This is a genomic window from Roseibium sp. RKSG952 (assembly GCF_009711355.1).
Window position 1 is genome coordinate 1 of the sequence record NZ_SMMF01000439.1, and the last position, 1005, is coordinate 1005.

General features: G+C 52.9%; 1 protein-coding gene. It reads left to right on the plus strand.

Going from position 1 to position 1005, the window contains the following annotated elements; translation table 11 throughout:
• Positions 1-385: 385 nt before the first annotated feature.
• Positions 386-1005: class II glutamine amidotransferase (locus tag E1297_RS01445; protein ID WP_155132968.1), on the plus strand; the 620-nt coding region annotated here is incomplete at its 3' end.

Here is a 1005-nt window from a genome sequence, read left to right on the forward strand (position 1 = left end):
TGCATGGCAGGAGGTCGAAAGCGGCAGCGTTATTCGCATCAAGCGCGGCCGCGTGCGGGAGGTTCGCGTGTTCATGCCGGAGGCGGTGCCGTTGGCCGTTTTTGGAGCAGGCTAGATCTGCAGGATAGTGAATTACACCAATAATTGGGGAAGTTCACACGCATCCCAGTACACTCTCTCCAAGCAAAGCTGTTGCCGACTCTATGGGGGGCAGGACATATTCGCACTGCGGTCTGATCATTTGGTCTCAAATGCCTTGATGATTTTGGAAAAATGCGCATATGAGGCTTAGAACACGAATATGCCTCAGCGTAACGTTATTATGCCGATGGGTTTTTGCGCCACGCTACTTTTAAAGTTTTAGTAACAGGGAAGATGCCGCCTGATGTGCAAATGGGCTGCTTGGAGCGGTAATCCAAAATATCTTGAAGAATTGATCTGTGATCCGGAACATTCGCTGATCGAGCAAAGCCGTCACGCGGCGAGTTGCAGTTACTCTGTCAATGCTGTCGGATTTGGGGCCGCTTGGTACGACGACCGGGTAACGCCTTGTATCTACAAGGACGTGCGTCCGGCTTGGACCGATCCGAACCTTTTGCAGCTTGCGCATCACGTGAAGGCCTCGGTGTTTCTTGCTCATGTGCGTGTATCAACGAGCGCTGCGACTGCGCGAGACAACTGTCATCCATTTTCCTACGGCCGCTGGAGCTTCATGCATAATGGTATGATCGGTGGGTACGACCGGGTTCAGCGGCGTGTCAACGATGTGATCCATGATGCTTTTTATGATCAACGGATCAAGCGTCAAATAGACCACATGATCCCCGATGCACTCTTCGATCGCCGCTTGGGGACCACCGACAGTGAGGTTATTTTTCTGATAGCGCTTGGATGCGGTCTTGATAGTCAGCCGATTTTCGCTATGGCCCGGGCAGTGGGGATGCTGGAAAATTTATCGGAAACACGTGGTGGCCAGCCGGCGATGCGCTTTGCCGCCTGCTGGTC